Origin of the sequence: Pseudomonas sp. TNT3, from assembly GCF_010095445.2 — a bacterium.
Taxonomy (GTDB): domain Bacteria; phylum Pseudomonadota; class Gammaproteobacteria; order Pseudomonadales; family Pseudomonadaceae; genus Aquipseudomonas.
On record NZ_WFGV02000027.1, the window covers coordinates 1 to 12,484 of the forward strand.

Annotated in this window: 12 protein-coding genes; 7 read left to right on the forward strand and 5 right to left on the reverse strand. The window is 56.8% G+C overall.

Annotated features, from left to right (window positions below; translation table 11 throughout):
- Positions 1–153 precede the first annotated feature (153 nt).
- Both GBC55_RS16680 and GBC55_RS16685 read right to left on the reverse strand, forming a co-directional pair.
- Positions 154–624 (reverse strand): MaoC family dehydratase, encoded by a 471-nt coding sequence (locus tag GBC55_RS16680; RefSeq protein ID WP_162438644.1) that lies wholly within the window; start codon positions 622–624, stop codon positions 154–156.
- A 42-nt stretch (positions 625–666) separates the two neighbouring features.
- Positions 667–1,611, reverse strand: coding sequence for an alpha/beta hydrolase (locus GBC55_RS16685; RefSeq protein WP_162438645.1), 945 nt, complete (start codon positions 1,609–1,611; stop codon positions 667–669).
- A 255-nt stretch (positions 1,612–1,866) separates the two neighbouring features.
- Between GBC55_RS16685 and fadD2 the strand changes: the two genes are divergently transcribed.
- Positions 1,867–3,555, forward strand: coding sequence for a long-chain-fatty-acid--CoA ligase FadD2 (gene fadD2, locus GBC55_RS16690; protein ID WP_162438646.1), 1,689 nt, complete (start codon positions 1,867–1,869; stop codon positions 3,553–3,555).
- 371 nt (positions 3,556–3,926) lie between these two features.
- On the forward strand, positions 3,927–5,627 hold the full coding sequence (gene fadD1, locus GBC55_RS16695; RefSeq protein WP_162438647.1) for a long-chain-fatty-acid--CoA ligase FadD1: 1,701 nt from the start codon (positions 3,927–3,929) through the stop codon (positions 5,625–5,627).
- 165 nt (positions 5,628–5,792) lie between these two features.
- On the opposite strand, the gene GBC55_RS16700 is transcribed toward fadD1, so the two are convergent.
- The gene (locus GBC55_RS16700; RefSeq protein WP_162438648.1) at positions 5,793–6,170 is read right to left on the reverse strand and encodes a hypothetical protein; all 378 of its coding nucleotides are present in this window, start codon (positions 6,168–6,170) and stop codon (positions 5,793–5,795) included.
- A gap of 200 nt (positions 6,171–6,370) precedes the next feature.
- Between GBC55_RS16700 and GBC55_RS16705 the strand changes: the two genes are divergently transcribed.
- The 3 genes from GBC55_RS16705 to def all read left to right on the forward strand — a co-directional run bounded on the left by GBC55_RS16705 (position 6,371) and on the right by def (position 8,227).
- Complete coding sequence (locus GBC55_RS16705) at positions 6,371–6,562, forward strand: CsbD family protein (RefSeq protein ID WP_020798093.1); 192 nt, start codon at positions 6,371–6,373, stop codon at positions 6,560–6,562.
- A gap of 172 nt (positions 6,563–6,734) precedes the next feature.
- Positions 6,735–7,688, forward strand: a complete 954-nt coding sequence (locus tag GBC55_RS16710; protein WP_162438649.1) for a YihY/virulence factor BrkB family protein — start codon at positions 6,735–6,737, stop codon at positions 7,686–7,688.
- Positions 7,688–8,227, forward strand: coding sequence for a peptide deformylase (gene def / locus GBC55_RS16715; RefSeq protein ID WP_162438650.1), 540 nt, complete (start codon positions 7,688–7,690; stop codon positions 8,225–8,227). The genes GBC55_RS16710 and def overlap by 1 nt, the downstream gene beginning before the upstream one ends.
- A 175-nt stretch (positions 8,228–8,402) precedes the next feature.
- Here the strand turns inward: def and GBC55_RS16720 are convergent, their stop codons facing one another.
- Entirely contained in the window at positions 8,403–8,840 is a 438-nt protein-coding gene (locus GBC55_RS16720) for a GNAT family N-acetyltransferase (protein WP_162438651.1), read from the reverse strand.
- 569 nt (positions 8,841–9,409) lie between these two features.
- Between GBC55_RS16720 and GBC55_RS16725 the strand changes: the two genes are divergently transcribed.
- Together GBC55_RS16725 and GBC55_RS16730 are read left to right on the forward strand one after the other, a co-directional pair.
- Positions 9,410–10,072 carry a peptidase inhibitor family I36 protein gene (locus GBC55_RS16725; protein WP_162438652.1) on the forward strand — a complete coding sequence of 221 codons (663 nt, stop codon included), beginning with the start codon at positions 9,410–9,412 and terminating at the stop codon, positions 10,070–10,072.
- 364 nt (positions 10,073–10,436) lie between these two features.
- On the forward strand, positions 10,437–11,756 hold the full coding sequence (locus GBC55_RS16730) for a PAS domain-containing methyl-accepting chemotaxis protein (protein ID WP_162438653.1): 1,320 nt from the start codon (positions 10,437–10,439) through the stop codon (positions 11,754–11,756).
- Between the two features lie 226 nt (positions 11,757–11,982).
- Here the strand turns inward: GBC55_RS16730 and GBC55_RS16735 are convergent, their stop codons facing one another.
- On the reverse strand, positions 11,983–12,483 hold the full coding sequence (locus tag GBC55_RS16735; protein WP_162438654.1) for a hypothetical protein: 501 nt from the start codon (positions 12,481–12,483) through the stop codon (positions 11,983–11,985).
- Position 12,484 lies beyond the last annotated feature (1 nt).

Consider the following 12,484-nt stretch of genomic DNA (forward strand, 5'->3'; position numbering starts at 1 on the left):
GGAATTCATCTCGCATTACAACTATCGCCGTTGCCACTCCGCCTCGAACCACTTGCCGCCTGCGCTGTTCGAGCAACAGGCGGCTTAATCCTCCTACGGGATGGTTTAAAAAAACTGAACCACTACACCGCAGGCTGCGATCTTTTTGTTGAGTCACCCGATGCTGATGGCCGGCAGGGTAGGCAGCGTCACGGTTTGCTGTTTACGCGGAGCCAGGATCTCCGCTTCGCCATCCACGACCAACTCATCACGCTGGTTGAAAACGCGGGTCGCAATGCGCACGCGAAACTTTGGCAGTTTCTCCAGAATTTCCAGGCGCACGGTCAGCGTGTCACCAATCTTCACCGGCTTCTGAAAGCTCATTTGCTGGCCGATATAGATAGTGCCTGGCCCAGGCAACTCGCAGGCCACGGCGGCACTGATCAGCGCACCGCTGAACATGCCATGGGCGATGCGCTCCTTGAACATCGTGCCAGCGGCGAATTCGGCGTCCAGATGCACAGGGTTATGGTCGCCAGACATGGCGGCGAACAGCTGGATATCGCGCTCTTCGACCAATTTGCTGTAGCTGGCAGTCTGGCCGACTTCGAGTGCTTCGTACGGGGTGTTGGTAACCTGGGTCATCTGTTTCAATTCCTGTCACGAATAAATAAATGTACAAAAAAACTATTCCGACCTGAGTGGCCGTCGGTGCGCCAATGCCTGCGCGATCCAGTTCAACACGTCGTTGATCACTTCATCGCGGTTGCTCTCGTTAAACAATTCATGCCGAGCCTGGGGGTAGATCGTCAGCTGCAGGTTCTGGCTGCCGGCCTCGCGCAGTGCGTTAGCCAGATCTTTCAGACGTTTACCTTCGCTCACCGGATCACATTCACCGCCAATCACTAACAGCGGCAGGCCCGGATCAATTTGCGCGAGATTGGACGCTTTGCTGATTTGCTGCAAGCCGCCGAGCAAATCGATCCACAGTTGGTTGGTGCAACGAAAGCCGCAAAGCGGGTCGGCGGCATACAGATCGACTTCAGCCGGATCACGACTGAGCCAGTCGAATGATGTGCGCACGGGTTTGAATGACTTGTTGAACGAACCGAATGTCAGCCATTCAATCAGCGCACTGCGCCCCTTCGGCCCCTGCCGCAGGCGTTCGAGACGAGCTATCTGCCGCGCGGCACGATAAAGCGCCAAGGGCTGGAAATTTGAACCGCTCAGGATTGCGCCATGCAGGCTGGCGCTGTGATGCAGAAGATAAGCCTGGGCGATGTAGCTGCCCATGCTATGGCCGAGCAACACAATCGGTACGCCCGGATGCTGTTGGCCGATGTGCTGGTTGAGGCTGGCGAGATCACCGACCACCTTGCACCAGCCATCGTCGTCGGCGAAAAAACCCAGCGTCCCGTTTTCGGCAGTTTTGCCATGTCCACGCAAGTCCGGGGCGTAGACGCCGTAGCCCTGATCGCAGAGTTTTTGCGCCAGACGGGCGTAGCGACCGCTGTGTTCCGCCATGCCGTGTGCCAGCAGGATGACTGCTTTCAAAGGGGCAGCGGGCAGCCACTGATTGACGTAAAGGCGGCTGCGGTCACTCGCGGTCAGCCAGAAAGTGTCGTGGATCATGGCGATTCCTTTGCTATGGGGCTGCCAAGTGGAAAACAGCTCCGATGCATTGTATAGCGCATCGCGCGCTTGCCGTCTGATCAGGCTGATCAGGCCGGACCACGGAATCAAGATTCACACGGTCAATGAGAGTCACTGGCGTATTTGCCTGATAGGCCATAACTGCTAGTGTCCGTGAAGCTCCGCCTTCTGCCTTTTGTTTTACAAATGACAGAACAGCGGCCCGGATAGGTTCAGGTAAAGAGGACAAGAACAATGCAACCTGATTTCTGGAATGACAAACGCCCGGCCGGCGTGCCCCTCGACATTGATCTGGGTGCCTACAAGTCGGTGATCGAGGTGTTCGAGCGTTCCTGCAAGAAATTTGCTGACCGCCCGGCATTCAGCAACATGGGCGTAACCCTGACCTACGCCGAACTGGAACGCTACAGCGCCGCGTTCGCCGGCTACCTGCAAGCCCATACCGACCTGGCACCGGGCGATCGCATAGCGGTACAGATGCCCAACGTTCTGCAATACCCGATTGCCGTGTTCGGCGCCTTGCGCGCCGGCCTCATCGTGGTCAATACAAACCCGCTGTACACCGCACGGGAGATGCGTCATCAGTTCAAGGATTCCGGTGCCCGGGCGCTGGTCTACCTGAACATGTTCGGACAGAAGGTCCAGGAAGTGCTGCCGGACACCGACATCCAGTACCTGATCGAAGCGAAGATGGGCGACATGTTGCCCGCCGCCAAGGGCTGGTTGATCAACACCGTGGTCAGCAAGGTCAAGAAAATGGTCCCGGCCTATTCATTGCCGCAAGCCATTTCCTTCAAGAGCGCGCTGCGCATGGGCAAAGGCCAGGGCATCAAGCCGCTGAACGCCGGCCTCGACGACATCGCCGTGCTGCAATACACCGGCGGCACGACTGGCCTGGCCAAGGGCGCCATGCTCACCCACGGCAATCTGGTGGCGAACATGCAGCAGGCGCGGGCCTGTCTGGGGCAGTTTGGCACTGACGGTCAGCCGCTGTTGCGCGAAGGGCAGGAGGTGATGATTGCGCCGCTGCCGCTGTACCACATCTATGCATTCACGGCGAATTGCATGTGCATGATGGTGACCGGCAACCACAACGTGCTGATCACCAATCCCCGGGACATCAAGGGCTTCATCAAGGAGCTGCAGAACTGGCGCTTCTCGGCGCTGCTGGGGCTCAACACGCTGTTTGTCGCGCTGATGGATCACCCGGACTTCAAGACCCTGGACTTCTCCAGCCTCAAGCTGACCAACTCCGGCGGCACCGCGCTGGTCAAGGCCACCGCCGAACGCTGGGAAAAACTGACCGGTTGCCGCATCACCGAAGGCTATGGCCTGACCGAAACGTCGCCAGTCGCCTGCACCAACCCGTACGGCGACAAGTCGCGCATCGGCACGGTGGGCCTGCCGGTGCCGGGCACTACGCTCAAAGTCATCAACGATGACGGCGTCGAGCAGCCTTTGGGCGAGCGTGGCGAGTTGTGCATCAAGGGCCCGCAGATCATGAAGGGTTACTGGCAGAAACCCGAGGCGACGGCTGAAGTGCTGGATGCCGAGGGATGGTTCAAGTCGGGTGACATCGCGGTGATCGATCCGGATGGATTCGTGCGCATTGTCGACCGCAAGAAAGACATGATCATCGTCTCGGGCTTCAACGTGTACCCGAACGAGATCGAAGACGTGGTGATGGCCCACCCCAAAGTGGCCAACTGCGCGGTGATCGGCGTGCCTGACGAGCGATCGGGGGAGGCGGTGAAGCTGTTCGTGGTGGCCCGCGAATCCGGTGTCAGCCTTGAAGAGCTGAAGGCTTACTGCAAGGAAAATTTCACGGCGTACAAAGTGCCCAAGCATATTGTGTTGCGTGATTCGTTGCCGATGACACCGGTCGGCAAGATTTTGCGGCGGGAGTTGCGGGATATCGCCTGATCGGTGAATGGCCGCGCTTTGCGCGGATCGCGGGCAAGCCTTGCTCCCACAAGTCTGCATCGATATTGATGTGAACCGGTGAGAGCAAGGCTTGCCCGCGATGCTTTTAACGGGGCCAAAGCCCTATTTCACGGGGCCTTTTACAGCGGTATAGAATTTTTGCTCTAAAACTGACTATTGCACATTCATGGGTCACGAATGTGACCGTAGAGGCCGCTTTTGGCTCTAGTCGACCCTTGGCAAAGCTGCTACTCTCGGCGCGCTTTGTGACCTCTCGGCCTTGAAAAAAGCCAGACTCACCAACAAACAAACACCAATAATAATCGCATCAAATGCGGTGATGAATTCGCGTTGCTGAGGAGTGGGCTTCCATGATCGAAGACTTCTGGAAGGATAAATACCCTGCCGGGATTGCTGCCGACATCAATCCGGACGAGTATCCGAATATTCAGGCAGTGCTCAAGCAGTCCTGCCAACGCTTCGCCGATAAACCGGCATTCAGCAACCTGGGCAAGACAATCACCTACGGTGAACTGTACGAATTGTCCGGTGCCTTTGCCGCTTACCTGCAACAGCATACCGACTTGCAGCCGGGCGATCGAATCGCTGTGCAGCTGCCCAACGTTTTGCAGTACCCGGTCGCCGTCTTCGGGGCGATTCGTGCCGGGCTGATCGTGGTCAACACCAACCCGCTGTACACCGCGCGGGAAATGGAACACCAATTCAACGACTCCGGTGCCAAGGCCCTGATTTGCCTGGCAAACATGGCGCACCTGGCGCAGACCGTGGTGCCGAAAACCGGCGTCAAGCACGTGATCGTCACCGAAGTGGCCGATCTGTTGCCGCCGCTCAAGCGCCTGCTGATCAACAGCGTCATCAAGTACGTGAAGAAGATGGTGCCAGCGTACCACTTGCCCAAAGCCATCAAGTTCAATGACGTGCTGAGCAAGGGCCACGGCCAGCCAGTGGTTGAAGCCAACCCGGCCAGCGGCGATGTGGCGGTCCTGCAGTACACCGGCGGCACCACCGGGGTGGCGAAGGGCGCGATGCTGACTCACCGCAACCTCGTGGCGAACATGCTGCAATGCAAGGCGCTGATGGGTTCCAACCTGAATGAAGGTTGCGAGATCCTGATCACGCCTCTGCCGCTGTACCACATCTATGCCTTCACCTTTCATTGCATGGCGATGATGCTGATCGGCAACCACAACATCCTGATCAGCAACCCGCGCGACTTGCCGGCGATGGTCAAGGAACTGTCGAAGTGGAAGTTCAGCGGCTTTGTGGGCCTGAACACCTTGTTCGTTGCCCTGTGCAACAACGAAGGCTTCCGCAAGCTGGATTTCTCCGCGCTGAAAGTCACCCTGTCGGGCGGCATGGCCCTGCAATTGGCCGCCGCTGAACGCTGGAAAGCGGTCACCGGTTGCTCCATCTGCGAAGGTTACGGCATGACCGAGACCAGCCCGGTGGCGACGGTCAACCCGATCCAGCACATCCAGATCGGCACCATCGGCATTCCGGTTCCGTCGACGCTGTGCAAGATCATCGATGATGCTGGCGTCGAACAGCCGCTGGGCGCAATCGGTGAGCTGTGCGTCAAGGGTCCGCAGGTCATGAAGGGCTATTGGCAGCGCCAGGACGCCACCGACGAAATGCTCGACAGCGAAGGCTGGTTGAAAACCGGTGACATCGCGCTGATCCAGCCCGATGGCTACATGCGTATCGTCGATCGCAAGAAAGACATGATTCTGGTCTCCGGTTTCAACGTGTACCCGAACGAGCTGGAAGACGTGCTCGCGACCTTGCCAGGCGTGCTGCAGTGCGCAGCCATTGGCATCCCGGACGAGAAGTCTGGCGAGGCGATCAAGATCTTCATCGTTGCCAAACCGGGCGTAACGTTGACGAAAGAGCAAGTCATGGAGCACATGCGTGCGAACGTGACGGGCTACAAGGTCCCACGCTCCGTCGAGTTCCGCGACGCACTGCCGACGACTAACGTCGGCAAGATCTTGCGGCGTGAACTGCGGGATGAAGAGCTGAAGAAAATAAACACGAAGAAAGCCACCGCCTAGTCAAAAAAAAGCCCCGCAGATGCGGGGCTTTTTGTTGCTGCTCTTGTGGCGAGGGAGTTTACTCCCGCTGGGGCGCGAAGCGGCCCCGTTCTTTTACCTGAACAGAAGGGGCCGCTTCGCAGCCCAGCGGGAGCAAGCTCCCTCGCCACAGGGGCATATGTGGGGTTACAGGCGGAACGGCGCGAAGTTCACGTTGGTGCCCGCCGGACGCATGTCCTGCAAGTACGAATCCTTGTCTGCACTCAGTTCCAGGCTCAATGCCGCCTTGCGCTTGCCCTCATTGCGCACCACCAGCCCTTCAAGCTTTTCGCGCAGGAACACCGTCGGCACTTTCAGGTGCACCAGTTCGTCGGTGTCCGGCGTGTGCATCAACAGGTGCACCCATTCGTACTGACCAATGGCCAGGCGCGCGACCGGAATATCGAACCACCAGATATTGCGGTTACGGTTCAATTCGGTGAAATGGCAGTTGTTGACGCCAAGCACAGCACCGCCGAGTTCCTGGTTTCTGCGGGCAATGGCCTGCTTTTTATCGAGTTTCATAACATTCCTACGGGATTGGATCTTCAGCGCCTGAGCCTGAATACGTTGCGCATTCTCGGGGGTTGGTCGGCAAACATAAAGCCCAACCTGCGTCGATCGATGAAATGTCCTGCTGAAAATAAATGAAACTCCCTGCAAACGCCTCCGGTCAATCTTTGTGTAACGACTTTTCTCGTTCAATTGTTCACAGGAGAAACACCATGAGCAGCACTGGCGATAAAGTAAAAGGCATGGCCAACGAAGCCGCTGGTAACGTCAAGCAGGGCGTCGGCAAGGCCACCGGCAACGATAAAATGCGCGCTGAAGGCGTCGTTCAGGAAAAGAAAGGCGAAGCTCAACAAGCGGTTGGCAAAGCCAAAGACGCGGTAAAGAAAGGTGTCGACAAGGCCTGATCCAGGCCGTGACGTGCTTTACGAACGGCCATCCACGGATGGCCGTTTTTGTGTCAGCTTGAACTTGAGCACGGAAATTGTTTCAAAGTCGCCAAGTAGGCTACTTTGATGTAGAAAACGGCCCCTGAGTCGCCTCGACTTCAACCCAATTTTGCGGCGAAAGGAGACGCTAATGATTTTCCCGGACATGAAAGGTCTGCCCATCCATCGCGTGATGGTGCGCACAGTCACAGAGTTCGTTGACGACGAGATGTCGACCTACGCCTCGGCACTGGCCTATCAGATGTTGTTCTCGTTATTCCCCTTCATCCTGTTCCTGATTGCACTGATCGGTTTCCTGCACCTGCCGGACTTTTTTTCGTGGCTGCGCCTGCAGTCGGAACTGGTGTTGCCGCCCCAGGCTCTGGAGCAGGTGAACCCGGTGATCGACCAGCTTCAGCAGTCCAAAGGCGGGTTGCTGTCGGTCGGTATCGTGATTGCGCTATGGACCGCCTCGGCCGGCGTGCGCTTGATGATGAGCGCGATGAACGCGGCCTACGATGTGGTGGAAGGTCGCCCGGCCTGGAAGCGCTTTCCCCTGTCGATCATCTACACCATTGGCATCGCCGGCATGCTGTTGGTGGCCGCTGCCTTGATGGTGTTGGGGCCGCAACTCATGGGTTGGATCGCCGCGCAGGTCGGCCTCGAGGACTTCATCGTCACCTTGTGGACAATCGTCCGCTGGCCGGTGGTGGTGATCCTGCTGATGGTGGCGGTGGCGCTGATTTATTACGTCATGCCCGACGTCAAGCAGGAGTTTCGCTTCATCACGCCGGGGTCCGTGCTGGCGGTGGTGGTGTGGATTCTGGCCTCCGTGGGCTTCGGCCTGTACGTCAAGGAATTCGCCAACTACAACGCCATGTACGGCAGTATCGGTGCGATCATCGTGTTGCTGCTCTATTTCTATATTTCTGCGGCGGTACTATTGCTCGGCGCAGAAATGAATGCAGTGATCGAGCACATGTCCACCGAAGGCAAGGACCCAGGTGAGAAGGTCCCTGGGGAGCTCGACCACGAGCCTAAACACCACGTTTCCGGACTGGGTCGAGACCACTCGATCAAGTCGCCCACTGACGAAGCCATCTAATGATCCGTGAAATTCTAAAAATGGGTGATGAGCGCTTGCTGCGCATTGCCCCGCCGGTTCCGGCTGAAATGTTCGACAGCCCCGAGCTGTGGCAACTGATCGACGACATGTTCCAGACCATGGAAAGCGTCGGTGGGGTTGGCCTGGCTGCGCCGCAGATCGGCGTCGACCTGCAATTGGTGATCTTCGGTTTCGAGCACAGCGAACGCTATCCGGACGCTGAAGCCGTGCCACAGACGATTTTGATCAATCCACTGATAACGCCGCTGAGCCCGACACTGGAAGAGGGTTTCGAAGGCTGCCTGTCGGTACCGGGTCTGCGCGGTGCGGTGGATCGTTATCGGGATATTCGCTACGAAGGTGTCGACCCCAAGGGGCAACCGATCCTGCGCATTGCTTCAGGCTTTCACGCACGGGTCGTGCAGCATGAGTGCGATCACCTGATCGGGCGGCTGTACCCGTCGCGCATCACGGATTTCACCCAATTCGGATTTACCGAGGTGATGTTCCCGGAGCTTGATCCGAACGCTGACGATTAACACAAGATTTTTGAATCCCCTGATAAACCTGTGGGAGCCGGGCAAGCCCGGCTCCCACATTTGGTTCTTTACAAGTGTTTGGATTGCTTCATTTTTCCGGGCTTAATAAGCCGCAATGTCATCCGTTAATTAACGGATTCGCACCCCGCTTGAAGAACTGCCCTTCATCGACCGATCACACGTTATCGATGGGCGACCTCACCAACGGTTCTAAACCCATGGCAATCATCGGCTTGCTGCGTGCGTATCGGCTCAGGCGTTCGGCCATCGAGTAGGGCAGTGGCGGATCAAAAGCAAAACCACGCCGCTCATAAAACTCCCGCAAGTCTGGATGACAAAACAACCACACCGGACCTTCGGCGTCCTTGATCGCGTGGGCGATCAGCGTCGCGGCGATGCCCTGTTCGCGGCAGGCAGGATCAACGAACAACCCGGTCAACCAATGCCCGTCCGCGACCGGTCGCAAGCACAGCGCGCCGATGATCCCCTCGCGTCTGGCGACCCAGAGTTGTGCGTCGCGCACGGCTTTCATCGGCGATTGATGAGCGCGATAAAACTTGTTCATCAGTGGCCACAAAGGCTCGTCGAGCAAGGTGTACTGGGTGTCGGGCATAGGGTTGGTCTGTCGATACGTAAAACGGGCGATTATAAAAGAACACGCGTGCGGCGATAGGTGTATACCTGATTCCACATCCCGTATGAGTGGAGTACGTATCATGGCCAAAGGCATGGATTCAAAGAAAGCAGCGAAGAAAAAACCGGCAAAAACCGCCGATGAAAAGCGCGCGGACAAGAAGGCCAAGAAGGTGGATGTGTTCGGTCATTGATCCCGCGACAAGGGAGCCCGGCCCTCGGGCTCCTGCTGTCTGTCTAACCTCATAACCAAATAATCTGCAAGAAAACCCGGCGTTCATGCACAGAAGGGGATTGATCCTCGATCTGAGCAACGCCATGCCCACCACTTCGACAATACCCTCCGGGCGCGCTCCAGGGAGGTGTTCCGCGATCCTGAAGACAAGGGTTGCTTGCCGGGTTACATCGCCACGAGGGTTGGCGCCGGTTTGTAGCGAGAAAAAAGGATCAAAACTGTCATTTGTGACAGTAGACAAGATGTCATCAGAAACAGACTCTGCACCTGAACATCACCAATGATCAGCGTGTATTCAGGCGCGGAGTTTTTACATGGTTATCAGATTGATCCTCGTCATCTTTGCGCTGTGTGTTGGCGTCTTCGTACTGTTCTTCTTTTATGCAAAAGACGCCGTAGGTGAAAAAAGTCGTTTCGCCGTCATCAATCCCCCAATGAATGCTGCGCAAACGGTGGCGGTCCAGCAGCGGATCGATGAACAGCTCATTCGCAAAGGGGGTGGCGAGCAAATCAGCTCGACTCAGCTGGTCTACGAAAATGGCGCGGTGATAATAGCCTTTCCGGTTCCTGGCGACGTCCAGGGGAGCGACGGCATCTGCGACTACGGCTATTTCTGCGTTTGGGAAAATCGGGATTACACCGGGAAAAAATTGTCGGTGTTGAGCAAAGCCGCCAATCGTCCCATCAACCTGTCTGACTACAACATGAGCAAACAGGTATCGTCCTGGCAGCACAATAATAGAGTTCACACAGTGAAGATCTTTGGCGTAGATGGCCCCGATGCTATTGGTAACATGATGATGAGCAACATCAAGGAAGTGGGATTAGGCAGGGGTTGCTGCCCCTTCAGTTTTCCCGAAAAAGCCGTCGTCCCTGCCCAGGTCACCGAGCTCTATTCCCAGAATGAATTGATCGAGCAAAGCGACAGAATGGTCAGTGTCGCGTTTTCTCCGATGTTTATTTTGTTTGCCCAGTAGTAGCCATTCTCATCCCGCGTGACACCTTTCGACGCTGAAACGATTTAGTCCCGGATGCTGGCCGACTAGTGGCCTTGCTTCACGATAATGGCTGTCTATGCTGACGCTAGCCAGCAAGGAGTCTTTGCATAAAAGGAATTACCTATGAATACATCAGGGTTGGCCCTGTCCGGGGCTATCAAGAGAAGGATGTCTTGATAAGAGCGTTGCAGTCAGGACTCTCCGATTGAACATCATTTATCACCTGACACTTCCTTCCTTATTGGGGGATGCGTGTGCCTGTTCCATGGAACGTTTTGGTGGATACGTTGAAAGAACGTTGAACTTTCTTCATTCAAACGACCGCGCTTAGGGTGATACAACCATGTTTAACCTACATCACAAGTCTGATCTGCTGGAAATCGAACGCTTCAGCTGCGCACTGACTGAAGCCAACGGCAAGTTGGCGGCTATCAGTCGTTCAATGGCGATCATCGAGTTCACCCCTGAAGGTGTGGTAATAGACGCCAACGACAACTTCTGCAGCGTCATGGGTTACAGCGTTGAAGAAGTGCGCGGCAAGCACCACAGAATGTTCTGCGAGGAGGCGTTTTATCGGAGCGAGGAATACGCGAAATTGTGGCGCGACCTGGCACGTGGCGAACCGGTGACCGGGACTTTTTCACGCTTGAATAAACGGGGCCAAGAGGTCTGGCTTGAAGCCAGTTACATGCCGGTATTGGGTGCCGATCGCCAGGTTAAAAGCGTGATGAAAGTGGCCTCGGACATCACCGATCGAATCAACAAGGAACACGAGAACGACAGCTTGCTCGCCGCCATCGGCCGCTCCATGGCGGTCATCGAATTCACTCCCGATGGCAAGGTCATTACCGCCAACGAGAACTTTCTGAAAACCATGCACTACTCGCTCAACGAAGTAGTGGGGCAGCACCACAGCCTGTTTTGCCATCGCAGCGAAAGTGATTCACAAGCGTATAAGGCGTTTTGGGCCTCACTCAACCGTGGCGAATATCACTCGCACCGTTTCGAGCGCAAAGACAAGTACGGTCATACGGTGTTTCTGGAAGCTTCCTACAACCCGTTGTTCGACGCCAAGGGCCGGTTGTACAAAGTGGTGAAGTTTGCCAGTGACATCACCCAACAGGTCACGACCTTGCAAACCGCCGCGGAGTCCGCTCACAGCACGTCAGTTCAAAACGATGCCTGCGCGCAGAAGGGGTCTCAGGTGGTGCAGCAAACCGTGCAGATCATCCAGGACATCTCCCGCGATCTGAACGAAGCTGCCCTGAGTATTGATGCGGTCAGCAAGCAATCCGACATCATCGGCACCATCGTCCAGACCATTCGCGGAATCGCCGATCAAACCAACCTGTTGGCACTCAACGCAGCCATCGAGGCGGCTCGGGCGGGCGAACACGGGCGCGGGTTCGCGGTGGTGGCCGACGAAGTCCGCAGCCTCGCGGCGCGAACCAGTCAGGCGACGCTGGAGATTGTCGACGTGGTGCGCAGGAACCACGACCTGTCGCTGAGTGCGGTCACCAGCATGCAATCGAGCTTGAGCCGGACCGGGCTTGGCGTTGAACTGGCGAACGAGGCGGGCGAGGTGATCCTGGAGATCCAGCAAGGCTCACGGCATGTGGTGGATGCGATCAGCCAATTCAACTCGACGTTGCAGTTGAATTAGCGCACGCATGTCTAAATGGCATACCCAATCCTTGTAGCAGCTGGCGCAGCCTGCGTTCGGCTCTGTTGTGGCGAGGGGATTCATCCCCGTTCGGCTGCTCGGCAGTCGTAAAGATATGGGGCCGCTGCGCGACCCAACGGGGATGAATCCCCTCGCCACAGAGCAGCCGGACGCAGCCGAACGCAGGCTGCGCCAGCTGCTACAGGGATTTGTGTGTATTCAGGGACTAAAGCGCGGCCAGGAATTTGTCTACCACTTGGCCATTGTCCTTGTCGGCACTGCTATCAGCGTTCTCGGTTTTCGCCAGTTTCAGCTTGTCTTCCATGCGCTGTGCAAGCTCTTCGCCGATCGCCTTTTGCTGCTCCGGTGGCATGGCTTTGACCTCCTCTTCCGTCAGCCCCATCTCTTTCAAAAGGCTGTCGCGCAGACGCTGTTCCGGCGTCTTGCTCATGTAGTCCTTGAAGTCGCTCATGGCCGTGCTGTCGCTCGACGCCGGTACGGTCGATGCGTCAGTCGCTTGCAGGTTGATGCGGGTTTTCGCGAACGCTTCATTGACGTTGTCGCTGATCTTGCTGGTGTCGCTGGCCTGCGCGGTGGGCGTAACGGCGTTGTTCTGGACGTTCTGGATCAACCCGCTGTACAGCGCGCTGGCGGCGGCCGTCGTGGGGTCCATGTCCGTGCGTTGCGGGGGTTGAACGACGTGTGTCTGTTTTGCACTGACCAACATG

Coding starts and splice junctions, on each gene's coding strand:
- GBC55_RS16680 (WP_162438644.1), bottom strand. CDS start 624: ATGACCCAGGTTACCAACACCCCGTACGAAGCACTCGAAGTCGGCCAG.
- GBC55_RS16685 (WP_162438645.1), bottom strand. CDS start 1,611: ATGATCCACGACACTTTCTGGCTGACCGCGAGTGACCGCAGCCGCCTT.
- fadD2 (WP_162438646.1), top strand. CDS start 1,867: ATGCAACCTGATTTCTGGAATGACAAACGCCCGGCCGGCGTGCCCCTC.
- fadD1 (WP_162438647.1), top strand. CDS start 3,927: ATGATCGAAGACTTCTGGAAGGATAAATACCCTGCCGGGATTGCTGCC.
- GBC55_RS16700 (WP_162438648.1), bottom strand. CDS start 6,170: ATGAAACTCGATAAAAAGCAGGCCATTGCCCGCAGAAACCAGGAACTC.
- GBC55_RS16705 (WP_020798093.1), top strand. CDS start 6,371: ATGAGCAGCACTGGCGATAAAGTAAAAGGCATGGCCAACGAAGCCGCT.
- GBC55_RS16710 (WP_162438649.1), top strand. CDS start 6,735: ATGATTTTCCCGGACATGAAAGGTCTGCCCATCCATCGCGTGATGGTG.
- def (WP_162438650.1), top strand. CDS start 7,688: ATGATCCGTGAAATTCTAAAAATGGGTGATGAGCGCTTGCTGCGCATT.
- GBC55_RS16720 (WP_162438651.1), bottom strand. CDS start 8,840: ATGCCCGACACCCAGTACACCTTGCTCGACGAGCCTTTGTGGCCACTG.
- GBC55_RS16725 (WP_162438652.1), top strand. CDS start 9,410: ATGGTTATCAGATTGATCCTCGTCATCTTTGCGCTGTGTGTTGGCGTC.
- GBC55_RS16730 (WP_162438653.1), top strand. CDS start 10,437: ATGTTTAACCTACATCACAAGTCTGATCTGCTGGAAATCGAACGCTTC.
- GBC55_RS16735 (WP_162438654.1), bottom strand. CDS start 12,483: ATGTTGGTCAGTGCAAAACAGACACACGTCGTTCAACCCCCGCAACGC.